The organism is Xanthobacter aminoxidans (genome assembly GCF_043193615.1).
In the GTDB taxonomy this organism is placed as follows: Bacteria; Pseudomonadota; Alphaproteobacteria; order Rhizobiales; family Xanthobacteraceae; genus Xanthobacter; species Xanthobacter aminoxidans.
The window spans coordinates 511,454-530,034 of record NZ_JBAFUS010000001.1; the positions used below are offsets into that span (position 1 = coordinate 511,454).

The following is an 18,581-nucleotide window of genomic DNA, read 5'->3' on the forward strand; positions in this document are numbered from 1 at the left end:
CGCCGAGGCACCGGTGTGAGGCGCGGCTTGCGCGGCCGGCCCGGCACAGTCTCATCACGTCTCCTCCCCGCCACCGCCGGCGAAACAGCCGCGACTATAGGCATGGGTTCCCCGCCCGCAAACCGACGCCACGGTGAATGCCAGGCGCGGGGATACCTCCGCAAACACCACCGCCGCGCCGCTCCCATCCCGATCGGCCGAACGGGGCAGGGAAAGCTTCGCGACCCCGTCTGGCGGGCCGGGCGCACTCGAAGCCACTTTAAGAGAACGATATTTTCATATAAATCAGTTATTTATGGTTAATGTTTAACGTTAACTTGCACGGCTGGGCGCAAGAGGCGTCACACGAAACGTATATTTTACTATGAAAATCAATAAGTTAACCAGTAAACCTGATAGTATACGGTTTTAAAATACCACTTAACACATTACATTAATACATCCATTTATTCCGGTATCATATTGAAAAATAATGATTTTTTGATTAAAGGAAAATATTCCTGCACATGCCGACAGGCCGCCCAGTGCCAGGAGAGACGTGCCCTCCCCTCCCGCACTCCGTTTTTCCGTGATGTCTGCTGGTGTTGGCTCGGCAAGGGCGCTCCAGCCCCTGCCCTTCCTCTCGAGGCGTTGACTGGCAACGCTGCAAGCGCTTACATCTGGGAGCGACCGCTTGTATTCGCGGGCCGATGCGATGTTACGGGCAAAACGGCGCTGCCGCTGCCCATAGAGGTGCCTTTATACCAATACTCAGGTGTCAGACTTTGTGAAACGGGCGCCCGTCCCAGCACCGGAGCGGCTGAGCCGCCCCGCCCCTCACCCTACGGTGTTGCGCGGCTTCAGATGGCGGTTCACATAGGCCGAAACGCCGTCTTCCAGCGAGGTAAACGGCCGGGTGAAGCCGGCTGCGCGGAGCTTGGAGACGTCGGCCTGGGTGAAATACTGGTAGGCCTTCTGCAGGCTCTCCGGCATGTCCACGTAGGTGATGTTCGGCTCTTTGCCGAGCGCGGTGAACACCGCTGTCGCGAGATCCGCGAAGGAGCGCGCCTCCCCGGTGCCCACATTGAAGATGCCGGACACGTCCGGGCTCTCCAGCAGCCAGCGCACCACTTCCACGCAGTCGCCCACATAGACGAAGTCGCGCAACTGCCCACCGTCGGTGTAGCGCGGGTCGTGGGACTTGAAGAGCGTCACGCTCTCCCCCGCCTCGGCGTTCGGATAGATCTTGTGCACCACCGAGCGCATGTCGCCCTTGTGGGCCTCACCGGGGCCATAGACGTTGAAGAAGCGAAGGCCGGCAAACTGGGGCGGCCGGGGCCGCCCTTCGGCGATGTCAGCCATGATGCGGCGATCCACGAACAGCTTGGACCAGCCATAGGGATTGAGCGGCGCGAGCGCGGCGAGATCGGCCCCCGCCTCGGAATCGCGAAAGCCGAGGGTGCCGTCGCCATAGGTCGCGGCCGAGGAGGCGAAGATCAGGCCCAGCGACTTGCGCGCGCACAGGTCCCAGAGGTCGAGCGTCGCGCGGATGTTGCGGGCGACGATCTTGTCGGCGTCGCGTTCGGTGGTGGCGGAAATGGCGCCCATATGGACCACCGCGGCCAGCCGCCCGCCTTCCTTCTCCACGAAGTCGTTGATCGTCTCGGGACGGATGACATCATGGAGCGGGATGTCGGAAATGTTGCGCCATTTGGGGCCGTCTTCCAGCCAGTCGGCCACGACCACGCGATAGCCGTCCTCCGCCGCCGCGCGGGCGATGTTGGAGCCGATGAAGCCCGCGCCGCCGGTGACGAGCAGAAGGTCACGACTCAACGCCACCGATCGGGTCATAGCGGGCATCCCATCCGTTCCACCGGGCGCAGGATGTGCCACACACGCCGACACCTTGTCCATCTCGACCGTGGCCGAAACGCCTGTATCAGGCTGCCGGGCCCAGCCTGCCGAGCGCCTGCCAGACCTCGGCGGCGGAGATGTCGGCGAGGCAGGGCGGCCCCTCGATGGTCTCGGGCGCGATGCGGCAGCGGGCCTTCTCGCAGGGCGCGCAATCGCGCCGCGCCTTCAGTTCCGTGACGCAGGGGCCGAACAGTCCGGTCAGCACCGGGTTGGTGGGTCCATAGAGACCGACGGTCGGCACCCCGTAGGCCGCGGCAAGATGGCCGAGGCCGGTGTCGACCGTCACGACGCCCGCCGCTCCGGCGATCTCAGGGGCGATCCCCTCCAGCCCCTGGGGCGGCAGCAGGCGCACATTGTCCTGTCCGGCAGCGATGGCCTCGGCGCGGGCACGCTCTTCAGCGCCGTGGGCGAAGAGGCGCACCGCCACCCCCGCCTTACCCGCCAACGCCGCCAAGGCGCGCCAGCCGTCGAGGGTCCAGGTCTTGGTCGGCCACGTGGTGCCGTGCAGGAAGACGAGATAGGGCACGCCGCCGGGGGCGGGCCGCAGCCCCGTGTCGGCGGGCAGATCGTCGAGCCCATAGCCGAGCGCCGCCGCGAACAGCTTCCGAAGACGCACCGCCATGTGCTCCACCTCGGGCACATGATGGCGCGTGCCATAGAGCAGGCTCGCCAGCCCTTCGCGCGCGCTCACCCGGTCGAAGCCGTGTCGCGGGCCACGGGCGAGCGCGGCCACGGCGGCGCTCTTCATCAGCCCCTGCCCGTCGATGACAAGATCGTACGGCTCGGCCGCCAGCGCCGCCCTCACCCGCATTGCCTCCCCATTGGAAACCGCGGCGAGCGGACGACGCGACAGGCGGCGAAGCGGAACGGTGATGGTGCGGCGGACGGCGGGATGGAGCCGGGCGACCGGCGCGAAAGCCTCCTCCACCGCCCAGTCCACCGTCAGCCCGGGCACGCAGGCGGCGGCGTCCGTCAGCGCGGGGAAGGTGTGGACCACATCCCCCAGCGACGACAGCTTCACCAGCAGCAGCTTCATCGGCGCATTTGCTCGGCCGCGGCCAGCACGTCCTCTGCGGCGATGCCTTCAAGGCACGCCAGCGTCTTGAGCGGGCATTCCCGCTTGTGGCAGGGCCGGCACGGCAAATCGCGGGAGACCACCCGGGCGAAGGGCGAGGCCGGGGGCGTCATCTTCTCGGACGACGCGCCGTAGATCACCACCAGCCTGCGGTCGAAGGCGCCGGCGATGTGCATCAGCCCGGAATCGTTGGAAATCACCACGTCCGCCCCCGCGAGGATGGCGGCGGCCTCGATGAGGGTGGTGCGGCCGACGAGATTGTCCACCGGCACGCCGGCCGTCTCCTCGATGGCGCGCGCGGCTTCGGCATCCTTGGGCGAGCCGAGGATGCGGATGCGATAGCCGTCCTTCACCGCCAATGCGGCAAGCGCAGCGAACTTCGCCGCCGGCCAGCGTTTGGCGGGCCCGTACTCGGCACCGGGGCAGAGCACCATCACCGGCGCGTCGCCGGCGAGAGGATACTTGGCGGCGGCAACATCCACGGCCCCGTCGGGCAGCATCAGGCGCGGGCGCGGGGCGCGGGCGATGGAGCCCGGCGGCAGGCCAAGGGCGACGAAGCGGTCCAGCGTGCGGGCGGTCTTGCGGTCGGGGTCGGGGCGCGCGTCGGTGAGAAGGGCGCTGCGCAGCTCCGCGCGATAGCCGACACGCTCGGGAATCTCGGCGGCGAGCGGAACGATGGCGGCCTTGAACGCCCGCGGCAGGATGATGGCCTTGCCGTAGCCTTCGCCGCGCAAGGCGCGTCCCGCCTTCCAGCGGGCGAGCAGGCCGAGTTCGCCATGGCCCAGCCCCAGCGGGATGGTGCGGCGAACGCCGGGGATCATGCGGGCGACGGGAAGGGAGGCGGGCGGCGCCATCACATCGATGGGCCGGCCGGGCTCGCGCAGGCGCAGCACGTCCACAAGGCTCGCCGCCATAACCATGTCACCGACCCACGAGGGGCCGATCAGCAGGAGCGGCGAGACTGAACCAAGGGCACGCATGCGATAACTCGCGGGGTGGAACGCCCCGCGTCATGACAAGGCGGACCCGCCGCGTCAAGCACGCTGGCCCGGACGCGGCGGTCGTTGAGGGGAGCGAAAGCTCAGGCGGTCGGACGGATCTTCTCGACCGAAGACTTGATCGGCTCGGACGAGTCCGCGGCGACCTTCTGCGCGAGGGCGGACAGATCCTTGGCCTGGCCGGTCAGCGTCTCGAACTGCTTGCGGACGTGGCCGGTGGAGAGTTCCACGGCCTCGGCGAGCGTCTTGGCCGTCAGGAGCGAATTGAAATAGTCGAACGCCGAGTTCACGTTCGATTGAACCGCCTCGAGCACCTTGGCATTGTACTGGGCCACGCCCTTGGAGGCGGTGGTGGCGCTTTCCTCGAGGGCGGAATTCACCTGCTCGGCGGCGGCCTTCAGCTTGCCGTAGTTCTCGCGGTAGGCGGCGAGACCCTTTTCCGCGATTTCGCGCACCGCCGGCGGCACTTCGACGGCCGGAACGGCATGAGTCGAGAACGCCTTTTTCGCCGCCTCGATCTGATCCTGATAAGCCTTGATGAAGGTGTCGTTCATGTCATCCTCGGAAACGGGGCATGGCGATCCGTGCCGAGGCGCATTGCTGCAGTGCCACCAGAATGAAACGCGACGCGCAGCGCCGTGCAACGCTTGCATTCCGGACATTCTAGGTGAGCTGTGTTTACCCCGACGATAGGGTTATACAGCAGTAAACGTGCAGCGCAAAATGAAATTCTGCGCTGCACAAGTCAAGCTTTCGCGCGCACCGGGGGTACGCGCGGACCGGTAGAGTAATCCCGTCAGCCCTTCTGATTGGGATCGGTGGCCTTGGCCGCAGCCGCCTGGGCTTCGCGCACCGCGGTCTCGCCCACCGTCTTCAGGTCCTGGGCGACGGCCTGGGCGCTCTGGGCGGCGGACGCGGCGAGGGCCTTCAGCCGCTCGGCGAGGGTGCGGGCGTGCTCGTCCATGGTGCGCACGGCGTTTTCGCCGAGAGCCTTGGCGTCGTCGCCGAAGGCCTTGGCCTGCTCGGAAACGGTCTTCAGCTGGTTCGTGAGGAACTCGGCCTGCAGGCTCATCATCTCCTGCGGGCTCTTGGCCGCGACAAGCTTGTGCAGGAAGTCGAAGCTCGCCTCGACATTGGCTTCCATCAGCCCGATGGCCTTCTGGCGGAAGTCCTTGATGTTGGAGCGAACCTCCTCGATATGGCCTTCGCTCTCGCCGACCGTCTCACGCGCATTCTGGAACAGCGTCTCGAACGCCTGGCGAGCCTGCGCCACATTCTTCTCGGCAATGGCACGCATTTCAGGGGGCAGCTCCAGCTCCGGACCGAACTTCGTCGTCATGGCCGTCTCTCCTCCGGTGTCGGGCGGCGCAAGCCACCGCACAGCGACCGATCTTAATCTACGGTAGTGCCGCTTCGCCAATATGAATGGCAGGCGCGCGGCGAAGTTGCACTGACGTTAATCAATGGCGGTGAGAATATGAGCCGGCGGGGTGGTCCCGCCTTTGTTCCCTCCTCCTCCGCAAGGTGCGATCCTGCAAACGATGACGCAGCACCACGGCAGCCCGGACGACCCGTCTCTCCTCTCCGGGGAGAGCGTGGAGGCCATCGCGTCCGCTCTTCCAGGCGCGGAGGCGGTGCTGGCGCCCCTCGCGCGGCAGGAATTCGTCTCCTTCCTTCTCGATCTCGGCACTGGGCGCATGCTGGCGGCGACGTCGGCGGCCGCCCGGCTTGCGATCGCGCCCGGTGAACCGGCACCCGAGCCGGTGATGACGGCGGCCACCCGCCTCGCCCGGCGCACCGCCGCCGGCTTCGGCGTGGCACGGCTGCGCCTGCCGGGAGACCTCTCGCCCCGCACCCTGCGCTTTGCCGCCCTCGCTTTGCCCTCCGGCCCCGCCATCCTGTTCGCGGACCCGGCCGCGTTCGCGCCCGCCCCGCCCTCGCCTGCGCGCCCCGCGGCGGCCCCGGCCGTGCCGGCGGCGCTGCGCCCGCTTCTGGCCCAGCCGCTGCGCGTGACGTGGGAGAGCGATGCGGATGGACGCCTGCGCGCGCTGTCCCCCCTGTTCGCGGCGGCGCTCGGCAGCCGCTCCGGCACCTTCATCGGCGCGAGCTTCGCGGATCTTGAGCGCGGCGGACACCTGACCGACGCTGACGCGCTCATCGACGCCATGGCTTCGGGCGAAAGCTTCACCGAGCGCACGGCGACGGTGCCGCCGGTGGGCGTCGAATCCCCGCTCGATCTCAGCCTCGGCGGCGCGCCGCTGTTCGATGCGGAGCGCCGGCTCAAGGGGGTGCGCGGATTCGGCATCGTTTCGGCGGCGGAGACACCTCTTCCCCTGCCGCCGAAAGCGCCGCAGGCGAGCGCACCGGCCGATCAGCCCCCGGTCGCCTTCGGCCGCAACGTGGTACCGCTCCGGCAGGGCAGCCTGTCGCCGCAGGAAAGCTCCGCCTTCCGCGAGATCGCCCGGACCCTCGCCGCGGCCATCGAGGACTGGCCGAGAATTCCGCCGGACACCCATCCGCCCGACCAAATGGACGCCGCATACGCCGAGCCCGAGCCCCCGCCCGCTTCCGGCGACGAGGCGGAATTGCTGGACAAGCTCCCGGTGAGCCTGCTGGTACAGCAGGAGGGCGAGCTGGTGCACGCCAACCGGGCCTTTCTCGCCCTGACCGGCTGGAGCGGACTGGACGCGCTGGCGGAGGCCGGCGGACTGGAGCGGGTCCTCTCCCGCGAATCCGGCGCCCTTCATGTGCTGACGCCCGACGGAGCCCGCCTGCCGGTGGAAGTGCGCCTCGTCGCCGCGCCGTTCCTCGGCCGGCCGGCGCTGATTCACGTCATCCGCGCCCTCGACACCACCGACGACGACCGCGAGGCCCGCGCGAGCGCCCGCCGCGCGGCGCTCGACATGGTGCCCTGGCCGGTCTTCCTGCTGGAGATGGACGGCACCATCCGCCTCGCCAATTTCGCGGCGGCCGAGCGGCTGGGCTTTCCCGCCCATGACCTTGCCGGCGAGCCCTTCACCATCGCCGTCGCCCCGACCGACCGCGCCGACGCCGTGGCCACCCTCGACCGCGTGCGGGACGACGGGGCCTCCGCGCAGGTCGCGCTCGCTCTGCGCAATCGCGAAGGCGACATGCTGCCGGGGTTGGCGGCCGTGACCCGCGCCGGCGCCGAGGACCAGATCCTGTGCGTCGTCATCGGTCCCGTGCCGCAGCAGCCCGAGCCGGCGCCGTTGGCGGTGCCCGTTGCGGTGCCCGAACCGGAACCGGCGGTGAATCTCCTTCCGCGCCTCGCCGGCCGCCTGCGCGCCGGGCTTGAAGGCCCCATGGCGATCCTGCGCGAAGCGCCCGCCGAGGCCCTGAGCGATCCGCTGCGGGGCGCCCTCAAGTCCCTCAACGCCGCCCTCGACGACCTCAACGCGCTCTCGCAGCCGACAGCACCGGCGGAAGCTGTCACCTGCGACGTGTCGGCGGCAGTGCGCGCCGCCGTGGCCGCGCTTCTTCCGGCCGCCCGGCGGCGGCGGCTGGCACTGCGCCTCGACGACGCCGGAGGGGTCACGGCCCTGGCCGCCGAAGCCCCGCTCGCGGAACTCGTGGCAATGCTGGTGGAAGAGGCCGTGGCGGCCACGCCGGCCGGCGGCGCGGTGGCCGTCTCGGTCTTCGCCGAGGACGAAGGTGATGGAGGACCGCGCGCCAAGGTGCAGCTGAGCGATGCCGGCGCGGGCCTTGACGCAACGGCGGCTGCGGCGGCCCTCGATCCGCTGTCCGGCCTCTCGCCGGACGACCGCTTCGCCGCGGACGGTCGCCCACTGCGTCTGACCCGCATGGCGGAAGCTGCGCGGGCGCTGGGCGGATCGCTTGAGATCGATCCGGTCGGGATGTCTCAGGCCGGTGAAGACCTGGGCCGGCGTCGCGGCATGATCGCGCGGCTCACCTTGCCCGCCTGAGCCTGCGAAGGTGTTCAACCACCAATCGGGTGGTATCCGCACAATGGAACTACTCCATTGTGCTGGCAAAAGCCTGTCTGAACGGCCCTCGACCCACCATGTCGCATATGTACGGAGTTGACGGGTCCGGCCGTCCTCTGCGAAAAATGCAATAGAAACAAGTTTTTAGAAGCCTTCCAAGTTAGCTTCGGGCCGTGCCATGATCGTTTGTTCATGCAACGTCTTTTCAGACCGGCAGGTGCTTGATGCGCTTGCGGGAACCCCATTGCGCTCCCCCAGCGAAGTTTATCGCTGCCTCGGCTGCTCGCCCCAGTGCGGACGCTGCGCCCGGACCATCCGCACGCTGATGGATCAGGTGCAGGCGCACGATTGCGGTGCCTGCGCGGACGAATGTCCCGTTGCGGGACTTACCGGAATGGTCGCCGCCGAATAAGCTTCCTAGAAGGGTGCCCGAACGCCCGGCGAACAACCGGCGGTGTGGTCGGGTACCTTGCCACCACATTAGAATTAGTCTAACGCTTAATCCAAACTAACTGTCCTTACGGCATCAGGAGCTGAGAATGAAGGGCGATCCGAAGGTTATTGAATACCTCAATCGGGGCCTGCGCTCTGAGCTGACCGCCATCAATCAGTACTGGCTCCATTACCGGATGCTCGACAATTGGGGCTACAAGGCGCTGGCCAAGAAGTGGCGCGCCGAGTCCATCGAGGAGATGGTGCACGCGGACAAGTTCACCGACCGCATCCTGTTCCTCGACGGCTTCCCGAACATGCAGGTGCTCGATCCCCTGCGAATCGGCCAGGACGTGAAGGAAATCCTCGACTGCGATCTCGCCGCCGAGCTCGATGCCCGCGCCCTCTACCAGGAAGCGGCCGCCTACTGCCAGACGGTGAAGGACTATCCGAGCCGCGACCTCTTCGAGGAGCTGATGGCGGACGAGGAAGGCCACATCGACTTCCTTGAGACCCAGCTCGATCTCGTATCCAAGCTCGGCCTCCAGCTCTACGCCCAGCACCACATCGGCGAGCTCGACGAGGACTGATCCTCCTCCGCCCGTCCGATATCAACGCAAAGCCCGGCTCTCACGCCGGGCTTTTTGCTTTGTGAGGCCCGATAGTCTGGAGAAAGTATAAACTGGCCCCACTGCGCGCAAAGCGTTTCGGAATTAGATGATTTCCAATGTTTCCGGGCTCACGTCCTTCTTCATTGACCCTTCGTAACGCGCCGGGCTAGCCAATTCTCCATCGTCTTGTCGTGCTCGCTCCGAGCCCGCGTGTGGGGATTTCAATGGGTCGCTTTCATCTCTTGCGCAGCCTTCTCGCCGGTGGCGCACTGCTTGTCGCGGCGCAGGGCGCCAGCGCGCAGCAGGTCGTCAACGTCTACACCACCCGCGAGCCCGGGCTGGCCGCTCCCCTGTTCGAGGCCTTCACCAAGGCCACGGGCATCGAGGTGAAGAGCGTCTTCATCAAGGACGGCCTCGCCGAGCGCGTGAAAGCGGAGGGCGCCAGCTCCCCCGCCGACGTGCTGATGACCGTGGACGTGGGCAATCTGCTCGACGTGGTGGATGCCGGCGTCACCCAGCCCGTCACCTCCCCTGCCCTCTCCGCCATTCCCGCCAACCTGCGCGATCCGGCCGGCAACTGGTATGCCCTCTCCCTGCGCGCCCGCCTCGTCTATGCGGCGAAGGACGAGGTGAAGCTCTCCGCCATCACCTATGAGGATCTTGCCGACCCCAAGTGGAAGGGTAAGATCTGCATCCGCTCCGGCCAGCACCCCTACAATGTGGGGCTGGTGGCGGCCTACATCGTCCATCACGGTGAGGAGAAGGCCGAGGCCTGGCTGCGCGGCCTGAAGGCCAACCTCGCCCGCAAGCCCGCCGGCGGCGACCGCGAGGGCGCCCGCGACATCCTCGGCGGCATCTGCGATCTGGCGGTGGGCAATTCCTACTATGTGGGCCTGATGCGCTCGGGCAAGGGCGGCGCCGACCAGAAGAAGTGGGGCGACGGCATCAACGTGCTGCTCCCCACCTTCCAGGGCGGCGGCACCCATGTGAACGTCTCCGGCGCCGCCGTGGCCAAGAACGCGCCCCACAAGGACGCCGCCGTGAAGCTGCTGGAATTCGCCATCTCCCCGGAGATGCAGGCGATCTATGCCAAGCAGAACCTGGAATATCCGGTGATCGCCGCGGCCGAGGTCGATCCCATCATCGGCGCGCTGGGGCCGCTCAAGGTCGATCCCATCCCGCTGGTGGACATCGCCAAGAACCGCAAGCGCGCCAGCGAGCTCATCGACAAGGTCGGCTTCGACAACTGACGGCCGATGGCTGAGACCGCATTGACCGGCGAGCCGCGCGCGACGCGGCTCCGCCTCCCCCGCCACCTCTCCCCGCTCCTTCTGGCGTCGGGATTGGTGGCTCTTTTCGTTCTGCTGCCCCTCCTCGCCCTCGCCGGCATCGCCGCGCGCGGGTCCGGGGACATGTGGCCCCACCTGATCGCCACCGTGCTGCCCGATGCGCTGGCCCAGACCGGCCTGCTGGTGCTCGGTGTCGGCGTGGTGACTCTGGTGGTGGCCGTGCCATGCGCCTGGCTGGTGGCCACCTGCACCTTCCCCGGCCGCTCGGTGCTGGAATGGGCGCTACTGTTGCCGCTGGCCGTGCCGGGCTACATCGTCGCCTTCTCCTATCTCGACGTGCTGCACCCCCTCGGGCCGGTGCAGGAGGCGCTGCGCGCGATGCTCGGCATCGCCAGCCCGCGCGGCCTGCGCCTGCCGGATGTGCGCTCCACCGGCGGCTGCATCCTCGTGCTTTCGGCCGTGCTCTACCCTTACGTCTACCTCTCGGCGCGGGCGAGCTTCGTGCTGCAGTCGGCGGCGGCGCTGGAAGTGGCGCGCACGCTGGGCGCCAGCCGCTGGCGCGCCTTCCTGCGCATCGGCCTGCCGCTGGCCCGCCCGGCCATCGTCGCGGGCCTGACCTTGGTGCTGCTGGAGGTGCTGGGCGATATCGGCGCCTCCGAATTCCTCGGCGTGCGCACCCTCACCGTCTCCATCTATTCCACCTGGGTGAACCGCTCGAACCTGCCCGGCGCGGCGCAGATCGCCCTCGTCATGCTCGCCCTCGTGCTGGGGCTGATCCTGCTGGAGCGATGGGCGCGGCGCGCCCGGCGGTTCGTCGCCACCGGCTCGGCCCGGCCGCAGGCGCCGCTGCGGCTGACCGGGCTTCAGGGCCTCGCCGCCGCCGCCTTCTGCGCCCTGCCGGTCATGCTCGGCTTCCTGGTGCCGTTGCTGCACCTCTCCATCTCGGCGGCGCGACGGATGGCGGAGACCGGCTTTCCCACACGGATCCTCGGAGAAGCTGCCACCACCGCCGCCCTCGCCGCCGGCACGGTGACCCTCGCCCTCGGCCTCGGCCTCGTGGTGGCGCTGGGGCAGCGGCTGACGCGCGCGCCGCTCGCCTCCGGCTTCGCGCGGGTGGCGAGCCTTGGATATGCAGTGCCGGGCACCGTGCTCGCCGTCGGCCTGCTCAGCCCCCTCGCCGGCTTCGACAACATGCTGGATGCCGCGATGAAGCAGGCCTTCGGCATCTCCACCGGCCTCCTCCTGTCGGGCTCGGGAGCCGCGCTGGTGGCGGCACTCGCCATCCGCTTCCTCGCCATCCCCGTCGGCGGCATCGAGGCGGGATTCGCCAAGCTCTCCCCGCATCTCGACATGGCCGCCCGCAGCCTCGGATCGTCGCAGCCGCGCACCGTGCGCCGGGTGCTGCTGCCGCTGCTGCGGCCGGCCCTCGCCACCGCTGCCCTGCTGGTGTTCGTGGATGCCATGAAGGAGCTGCCGGCCACCCTGCTGCTGCGTCCGCTCGGGTTCGAGACACTGGCCACCCACGTCTATGGCGAGGCGGCGCGCGGCACCTATGAGGATGGAGCGCTGGCGGCGCTGGTGATTCTCCTCGTCGGGCTGGGGCCGGTGATGCTGCTGGCCCGCATGTCCTCGTCCGCCCTTGCCGCTTCAGCGGACGGCACGCGCGGCAGCGCCTCGGCCCGCGACTGACCGGCGCGCCGGCCCACCCCGAAGCCCCCAGCCATCAAAGCGACACAGAGCCCGCTAAAGGTGCGGCCACGATCCAACGTGGCCTCAGGCGTCGCGCGCATCGCCCCGCCTGCTCCCTCGGAGACCTCTGTATCTTCATGCTGCGTGTCGGCCAGAACACCCGCCGGGCCGGGCTCATCGCTGCATCCGTGCTGGGCGCGGGAGCCGCGCTGCTGCTCGTCGCCATGGCGGTGCTGCCTTTCCTGGTCCCGGCCGCCGAGCTGCGGCGGGTGGCGGCGCAGGCGCTTGCCGGTTCGACGGGCCAGAAGGTGGAGATTCTCGGCGAGCCGTCGATTCGCCTCTTCCCCTCGCCGCGCGTGGTGCTCGGCAAGGTCAGCTTCCCGCTCCCCGCCGGCCAGTCGCTCGATGCCGAGAACGTGGTCACGCGGCTCGACCTGCTCCAGCTCGTCGCCGGGCGGGTGGCCGTGAACGACGTGATCGTCGAGCATCCGACCCTCGTCCTCACGGGCGAAGGCATGGCGCCCGCCCTCGGGATCGCGCCGGTGCTCGCCGCCACCGACCGGCCGGAGCTGCGCATCATCGACGGCACCATCGCCTGGCGCTCCAGCAGCGGCCTGACCCGCGAACTGGTGAGCGGCATCACGGCGAGCCTCGACCGGGTGCTCGACCGCGCCGGCATCGCCGTCGCCGTCCAGTTCGACTGGCGCGAGCAGCCGGTGAACGCGACACTCTTTATCGACGACATCACCGCCTTCATGGCCGGCACACCGGCGCCCATGCGCGTGACCGTGGCGACGGACGGCGCCAAGGCCCGCTTCCACGGCCGCGCCGCCCTCGGCAAGGCCCCCACCATGGACGGCGCGGTGACGGCGGACGCCGATTCGCTGCGTGACCTGTTCGACTGGGCCGGCATGGAAGCGCCCACGCGCAGCGGCTTCGGGTCCTTCTCCCTCGCCTCCCGCCTGAAGTTGGAGAAGGGCGAGGTGGCCCTGACCGAGGCGAGTGTCGATCTCGACGGCAACCGCGGCGATGGCGGCCTTCTGGTGAAGGTCTCCGGCCCACGCCCGCTCATCCAGGGCACGTTCGCCGCCGATCACATCACGTTCGCTCCCTACGGCGCCATGCGCCTGACGGGCGGCGAGCGGCAGGGCTGGGACCGGGGGGCGGTCGATCTCTCCGCCCTCGGCGCCTGCGACCTCGACCTCAGGCTTTCGGCGGCCCGGGTGGACGTGGGCGACACCGCGCTCTCCACCGTCGCCGCCAGTGCCGTTCTGACCGCCGGCCGGCTCGTGCTCGCCATCGGCGAAGCCCACGGCTGGGGCGGCGTGCTGCGCGCGTCCCTGACCCTCGCCCCCGCTCCGCCCGACGCGGCCGCCCCCCAGGCCCGCCGTTCGGCGGGCGCGGAGCTGCGGCTCGAGGCGGAAGCGAACGACGTGGAACTCGCCCGCGCCCTCGACGACATCGGCGGCTTTCGCCGCATCGACGGCACCGGGACACTCCAACTCGACGTGACGGGGGCCGGACGCAGCATCCAGGACATCGCCGCGAACCTTCAGGGCAGCGCGGCGCTGAGCGCGGCCAACGGCTACCTCAACGGTTTCGACGTGGCGCAGCTGCTGCAGCGCATCGAGCGGCGGCCGCTCTCCGCGGCCAGCGACTGGCGTGGCGGACGCACCGCTTTTACCGAACTCAACGGCCGCATCGCCATCAGCGACGGTGTGGGTACGGTGGAGGAGCTGGTCATGCGCGGGCCGCGCGCGCAGATCGACATGACTGGCTCGCTCTCCATCGCCCAGCGCGCGCTGGACCTCGCCGGCCACGCCGCGCTGCCGGCGACCAAGGGCGCGAAAACCGGCGCCATCGACCTGCCGTTCAGCGTCCGCGGCCCCTGGGACGAGCCGAGCATCATGGCCGACCCGCTCAGCCTCATCGAGCGCTCCGGCGCGGCTTTGCCGCTGCTGGAGGCGGTGAAGGCCCGTTCCTCAGCCCCCGCCGCCGAGCGGGCGATGGATGGCGGCGCGGCTGCGAACCCGCAGCAGCCTCCGGCGAACTGACAGCGCCCGCACCGGACACAACGGGAAGCGGAAACGAAAAAGGCCGGCGCGTTGGCACCGGCCTTAAATCCTGTTTGCCTGCGGCAGAGAAATCAGCCCTTGAGGCTGGCCTGCATGGCGGCGCCGAGGCCCTTGAACGAGAGCGGCAGGATGACCGGGCGGCGCGAACCGTCCTCGAACACGATCTCACCCTTGCCGGAGCTGGCCTTGAGCGCCGTCAGCTGATCCTGCGTCAGCTCGGTGGAGGCGACGCAATGCTGGCCGCAGCGCTTGAAGGTCAGCACCACGTCCGCGACGCCGGGAACCTTCAGGGAGACGTTTGAGGGCAGCCACACGCCGGGCGGGGTGAGGACGATGAGGCGCACCGGCCCACTCTTCTCAGCCCGCACGGCGACGTGGGCGAGGATATGGGCGAGGTCGGGGGTCTGCAGGGTCTGCACCGCCTCGCAGCCGCGCTTCTCGTCCTTGCCCTTGCAGCGGACGGTCCAGTCGTCGTGCACCGAATGGGTCTCGGTGGGATCGGCAGGAGCAGCAGCAGGCGCAGCGGCCGGAGCCGGCGCGGCAGCCGTCTGGGCGGCGGCGGGAAGGGCGAAGGCCGAGGCGGCAAGGACAGCAGACAGGAGCGAGAGACGGAAGGAGGGGATGAGACCGGTAAGCGCCATCTTTTACGTCCTCTCAATCGCACCCGCGCCCCGCAGCGGTGCCTCGCCGGGACATACCGACACCGGCCCCGCGAGGCAACGCAAATCGCGGCGGGACACCCCCTGACACTGGGGAAGGCGGCGCCCAAAGCACCGTCCCGCAGGGACAGTCCGACGCGACAATGGTGTCTGATTACAGGAAGCCGCACGCCCCGGCGTCTGGGCGTTCACCCCCGCGCCCTGTCCTCGCGCCGTGCGGCCACCGCGGCCAGCACACGCTCTGGTGTCGCCGGAGCGTCGAGCTTCACGGGACCCGCGCCCGGCAGGCCGGCGATGGCGTCGCGGATGGCCAGCCACACCGAGATGGCGAGCATCAGCGGCGGCTCGCCCACCGCCTTGGAGCGCAGCACCGTCTCTTCCGCGTTCGGCTTGTCGAGCAGGTGGACGTTGAGCACCGGCGGCACGTCGCGCGAGCCGGGGATCTTGTAGGTGGAGGGGCCGCGCGTGGCGAGGCGGCCGTTGGCGTCCCACTTCAGCTCCTCGCAGGTGAGCCAGCCCATGCCCTGCACGAAGGCACCCTCGATCTGGCCGATGTCGATGGCCGGGTTCAGCGAGCGCCCGCAATCGCCCACGATCTCGGCCCTGAGCACCCACACCGCGCCGGAGAGCGTATCCACCGCCACCTCGGCGGCGGCGGCGCCGTAGGTGTAATAATAGAAGGGCCGCCCTTCCGACTTCGCCATGTCGAAGTGGATCTTCGGCGTCTTGTAGAAGCCGGTGGCGGAGAGCGGCACGCGCTGCTGCCACGCCATGTGCGCCGCCTCGCTGAAGGAGAGGCTGCGGTTGCCCACGCTCACGCGGCCCTCGGCAAACACCACCTCCTCCACCGCCGCATCGAAATGCGCCGCCACCACGCCCGCCATGCGGCCCCGGATCTCCTTCGCCGCGATCAGCGCCGCCATGCCGTTGAGGTCGGAGCCCGAGGAGGCGGCGGTGGGCGAGGTGTTGGGCACCTTCGCGGTGCTGGTGGCGGAGACGCGCACATGGTCGAGCGGAATGCCGAAGGCGTCCGCCACCACCTGCGCCACCTTCACGAACAGCCCCTGCCCCATCTCGGTGCCGCCATGGTTCAGATGGACCGAGCCATCCGTATAGACATGCACCAGCGCGCCCGCCTGGTTCAGCGTCGTCAGGTTGAAGGAGACGCCGAACTTGATGGGCATGGTGGCGAGGCCCTTGCGGATCACCGGGCTCCGCGCGTTGAAGGCGTCGATTTCGGCGCGCCATGCGGCAAGGTTCGCCTTGGCGTCGAGGTGGGCCATGGCCTCCTCGATCAGGCTGTCCTCCACCTCCTGCCCGTAGGGCGTGATGTTGCGCGGGGCCGCGCCATAATGGTTGGCGGCGCGCACGACTTCGATGGGCTTGCCGAGATGGCGTGCGATCTCGTCCATCACCGCCTCGATGGCGAGCATCCCCTGCGGCGCGCCGAAGCCGCGAAAGGCGGTGTTGGAGACAGTGTTGGTCTTCACCAGCACGCCGCGGAAGCGCGTCGCCGGGATGAAATAGCAATTGTCCGCGTGGCACAGGGCACGGGAGACCACGGCAGGCGAGAGGTCCGCCACATTGCCGCAATCGGCGGCGAATTCCATGTCGAGCCCGGCGATGCGGCCGTCCCCGTCAAAGCCGGCTTCCCAGCGCACGCGGAAGGGATGGCGCTTGCCGGTGGCTTCCATGTCCACCTCGCGCGGCAGGCGCAGCTTCACCGGCTTGCCGGCGTGATGGGCGAGCAGCGCGGCGATGGCGGCGATGATGGTGGCCTGGCTCTCCTTGCCGCCGAAGGCCCCGCCCATACGCCGCACCTCCACCGTCACCGCCGCGAACGGCAGGCCGAGCACATGGGCGACACCGTGCTGCGCCTCGGTGGGGTGCTGGGTGGAGGAATAGACCAGCATGTCCCGGTCCTCGCCGGGAATGGCGATGGCGATCTGCCCTTCCAGATAGAAATGATCCTGCCCGCCGCATCGCACCTCGCCGGAGAGGCGCAAGGGCGCACCGGCCAGCGCGGCCGGCACATCGCCCCGCCCCACCTGCTGGTCCGGCGCGACGCGGGCGCCGGCCTCATAGGCTGCATCCAGATCGAGCAGCGCGGGCAGCGCCTCATACTCCACCCGCACCAGCGCTGCGGCAGCGCGGGCGGCATCGAGGGTCGGCGCGGCCACGGCGGCGACGGGATGGCCCACATAGTCCGCCTCGCCCGCCGCCAGCAGCGGCTCACCGGTGCGGATGGGCGCGATGTCGTTGACGCCGGGAATGTCGCCCGCCGCCACCGCCACCACGCCCGGCAGGGCACGGGCGGCGGACAGGTCGATGGAGACGATGCGCGCGCGGGCATGGGGGCTGAGCACCAAAGCGGCGTGGAGCAGGCCCGGCGGCTCCGGCATGTCGTCGAGATAGATGGCGCGGCCGCTCACATGGGCGTTGGCGCTCTCGTGGCGGGCGGGGACATGGACGGCGCGAGTCATAGCGCCTCCAACTCGAGTGGCACGCCGGGGCGCGTGGTGGCGATGTGGAGGCGGCGCACCAGATTGGCGGCGGCGGTGAGGCGATAGGCGGCGCTGGCGCGGTGGTCGGAGAGGGGCGAGAAGTCGGCGGCGAGGGCCGCCTCGATGCCTTCGGGCAGCGCATCGGCCCATGGCGCGCCGGTGAGGAGCGTTTCCAGAGCGGAAGCACGCTTCGCTCGGTCAGCCATGCCGCCGAAGGCCGCCGCGAAAGACATCATCCGTCCACCGTCCACCCGCAGGCGAAAGGCGCCGAGCAAGGTGGAGATGTCCTGATCGAACCGGCGGGAGAGCTTCCAGGCAAAGAGCTGCTCGCCCTCCGCGAGGCGCGGCAGACGAAGCGCGGCGATCACCTCGTCCGGCGCGAGCGCGGTCTTCCGATAGCCGGTGAGGAAATCCGCGACGGTCATGCGCCGCATCCCGGAGGGTCCGGCCAACTCCACCTCAGCATCCAGCGCCAGCAGCACCGCCAGCGTGTCGCCCACCGGCGAGGCGGTGCCGAGGTTGCCGCCGAAAGTCCCCATGGTGCGGATCTGCCGCGAGCCGATGCGGCGGATGAGGGCGCCGAACGCCGGGAAGGCCGTCTCCACCGCCTCCAGCCCCTCCGCATAGGTGACGGCGGCGCCGAGCACCAGCACATCGCCCTCCCACGCGATCCGCTTCAGTTCGGCGACGCGGCGGCTGGAGAGGACGAGGGGGAAGCCCTGCCGCTTCTTTGCGGGGATGAGGCCGAGATCGGTGGCGCCGGCGATCAGAACCGCGTCCGGATAGGCGCTGCGCAGCGCCACCAGCTCCGAAAGGGTCTGCGGCACGAGATGCAGTTCGCCCTGTGCCGCGATGCGGGTGTTGGGCTCCGGCGGAACGGACACAGGTTCAGCCATCGGCGGCGCGGCGCAGAGCGCGCGGGCGGCATCGACGATGGGGCGATAGCCGGTGCAACGGCAGAGATTGCCGGCCAGCGCCTCATGGATGTCGGCATCGCCCACCGGCGCATCAGCCGTGCGGCTCTCGCTCAGCGCATAAAGCGACATGACGATGCCCGGCGTGCAGAAGCCGCATTGGGTGCCGTCGCTCTCGGCGAGCACCGTCTGAACGGGATGGAGGCCGGACGCACCGGCAAGCCCCTCCACCGTCTTCACCTCGGTGCCGTCGATCTGGGAGAGCAGCAGGATGCAGGAATTGGCGACCTGCCACCGCGCCGCCCCGTTGTCCTGCCGGCCGAGGGCGATTGTGCAGGCGCCGCAATCGCCTTCCGCGCAGCCTTCCTTGGTGCCGGTGAGGCGGAGGCGGGTGCGCAGGAAGTCCAGCACCGTCATGGAGGGGGCGGCATCCGCCACCTCGATCCGCTCGCCGTTCAGGACGAAGGCGATGGCCAC

The 18,581-nt window shown here is 69.3% G+C and carries 14 protein-coding genes; 6 read left to right on the forward strand and 8 right to left on the reverse strand.

Annotation, left to right across the window (positions count from 1 at the left end):
* Window positions 1-816: 816 nt before the first annotated feature.
* From rfaD to V5F74_RS02300, 5 genes are all read right to left on the reverse strand, one after another.
* Complete coding sequence (rfaD, locus tag V5F74_RS02280; RefSeq protein ID WP_029558112.1) at window positions 817-1,830, reverse strand: ADP-glyceromanno-heptose 6-epimerase; 1,014 nt, start codon at window positions 1,828-1,830, stop codon at window positions 817-819.
* An 88-nt stretch (window positions 1,831-1,918) separates the two neighbouring features.
* A complete protein-coding gene (gene waaC / locus V5F74_RS02285; protein WP_029558111.1) occupies window positions 1,919-2,929 on the reverse strand; it encodes a lipopolysaccharide heptosyltransferase I in 1,011 nt (336 codons plus the stop codon).
* The gene (waaF, locus tag V5F74_RS02290; protein WP_029558110.1) at window positions 2,926-3,948 is read right to left on the reverse strand and encodes a lipopolysaccharide heptosyltransferase II; all 1,023 of its coding nucleotides are present in this window, start codon (window positions 3,946-3,948) and stop codon (window positions 2,926-2,928) included. Before waaF ends, waaC begins: the two co-directional genes overlap by 4 nt.
* 101 nt (window positions 3,949-4,049) lie before the next feature.
* Window positions 4,050-4,520 carry a phasin gene (locus V5F74_RS02295; protein ID WP_051679188.1) on the reverse strand — a complete coding sequence of 157 codons (471 nt, stop codon included), beginning with the start codon at window positions 4,518-4,520 and terminating at the stop codon, window positions 4,050-4,052.
* 242 nt (window positions 4,521-4,762) lie between these two features.
* Window positions 4,763-5,305 (reverse strand): phasin family protein, encoded by a 543-nt coding sequence (locus V5F74_RS02300; protein WP_024279490.1) that lies wholly within the window; start codon window positions 5,303-5,305, stop codon window positions 4,763-4,765.
* Between the two features lie 202 nt (window positions 5,306-5,507).
* On the opposite strand from V5F74_RS02300, the gene V5F74_RS02305 reads away from it, so the two are divergent.
* From V5F74_RS02305 to V5F74_RS02330, 6 genes are all read left to right on the forward strand, one after another.
* Window positions 5,508-7,910, forward strand: coding sequence for a PAS domain-containing protein (locus tag V5F74_RS02305; RefSeq protein ID WP_394006047.1), 2,403 nt, complete (start codon window positions 5,508-5,510; stop codon window positions 7,908-7,910).
* Between the two features lie 199 nt (window positions 7,911-8,109).
* On the forward strand, window positions 8,110-8,343 hold the full coding sequence (locus V5F74_RS02310) for a (2Fe-2S)-binding protein (RefSeq protein WP_081762651.1): 234 nt from the start codon (window positions 8,110-8,112) through the stop codon (window positions 8,341-8,343).
* 127 nt (window positions 8,344-8,470) lie between these two features.
* Window positions 8,471-8,953: a bacterioferritin gene (gene bfr / locus V5F74_RS02315; RefSeq protein ID WP_024279492.1), complete on the forward strand. Its 483-nt coding sequence runs from the start codon at window positions 8,471-8,473 to the stop codon at window positions 8,951-8,953.
* Between the two features lie 245 nt (window positions 8,954-9,198).
* Window positions 9,199-10,224: an extracellular solute-binding protein gene (locus V5F74_RS02320; protein ID WP_394006050.1), complete on the forward strand. Its 1,026-nt coding sequence runs from the start codon at window positions 9,199-9,201 to the stop codon at window positions 10,222-10,224.
* A 6-nt stretch (window positions 10,225-10,230) separates the two neighbouring features.
* Complete coding sequence (locus V5F74_RS02325; RefSeq protein WP_394006052.1) at window positions 10,231-11,952, forward strand: ABC transporter permease; 1,722 nt, start codon at window positions 10,231-10,233, stop codon at window positions 11,950-11,952.
* 137 nt (window positions 11,953-12,089) lie between these two features.
* Window positions 12,090-14,006: an AsmA family protein gene (locus tag V5F74_RS02330; protein WP_394006054.1), complete on the forward strand. Its 1,917-nt coding sequence runs from the start codon at window positions 12,090-12,092 to the stop codon at window positions 14,004-14,006.
* Window positions 14,007-14,098: 92 nt separating this feature from the next.
* Here V5F74_RS02330 and V5F74_RS02335 read toward each other — a convergent pair whose 3' ends face one another.
* The 3 genes from V5F74_RS02335 to xdhA all read right to left on the reverse strand — a co-directional run bounded on the left by V5F74_RS02335 (window position 14,099) and on the right by xdhA (window position 18,581).
* Complete coding sequence (locus V5F74_RS02335) at window positions 14,099-14,668, reverse strand: invasion associated locus B family protein (protein ID WP_394006056.1); 570 nt, start codon at window positions 14,666-14,668, stop codon at window positions 14,099-14,101.
* A gap of 206 nt (window positions 14,669-14,874) precedes the next feature.
* A complete protein-coding gene (gene xdhB, locus V5F74_RS02340; protein ID WP_394006058.1) occupies window positions 14,875-17,169 on the reverse strand; it encodes a xanthine dehydrogenase molybdopterin binding subunit in 2,295 nt (764 codons plus the stop codon).
* Complete coding sequence (gene xdhA / locus V5F74_RS02345; protein WP_394006060.1) at window positions 17,166-18,581, reverse strand: xanthine dehydrogenase small subunit; 1,416 nt, start codon at window positions 18,579-18,581, stop codon at window positions 17,166-17,168. Before xdhA ends, xdhB begins: the two co-directional genes overlap by 4 nt.